The sequence below is a fragment of the Mesorhizobium sp. M8A.F.Ca.ET.208.01.1.1 genome (assembly GCF_004791315.1).
Classification (GTDB): domain Bacteria; phylum Pseudomonadota; class Alphaproteobacteria; order Rhizobiales; family Rhizobiaceae; genus Mesorhizobium.
Genome location: NZ_SRUT01000425.1, coordinates 1 through 281, shown reverse-complemented (window position 1 = coordinate 281; position 281 = coordinate 1). Strand labels below are relative to the sequence as shown.

Sequence of the window (281 nt, the reverse complement as noted above, 5' to 3'; positions counted from 1 at the left end):
ACGGCGTCGAGCGTGTCCTTCTCATGCGAGGCATAGCCTTTCACCGTTTCGACCAGGTTCGGGATCAGGTCGGAGCGGCGCTGGTATTGGTTGAGCACCTCGCTCCAGGCCGCCCTGGCATTCTCCTCGGCCGTCGGGATGGTGTTGTAGCCGCAGCCGGCAAGCAGCGGCAGCACGAAAGCCATCATCAGCAAGGCAGGCAGGGCGCGGAAAAGGGAGGGCGGTGAGAGGCGCTCGGTAATCATGATTGGTCCCTCGACAGAAGTTGCGTGCGAAGCATT

1 protein-coding gene is annotated in these 281 nt (G+C 62.3%); it reads right to left on the bottom strand.

Going from position 1 to position 281, the window contains the following annotated elements; translation table 11 throughout:
* Window positions 1-245, bottom strand: a 245-nt coding sequence (locus EN851_RS35950; RefSeq protein WP_189587383.1) for a LemA family protein, incomplete at its 3' end; no start/stop codon positions are given.
* Between the last annotated feature and the right edge of the window lie 36 nt (window positions 246-281).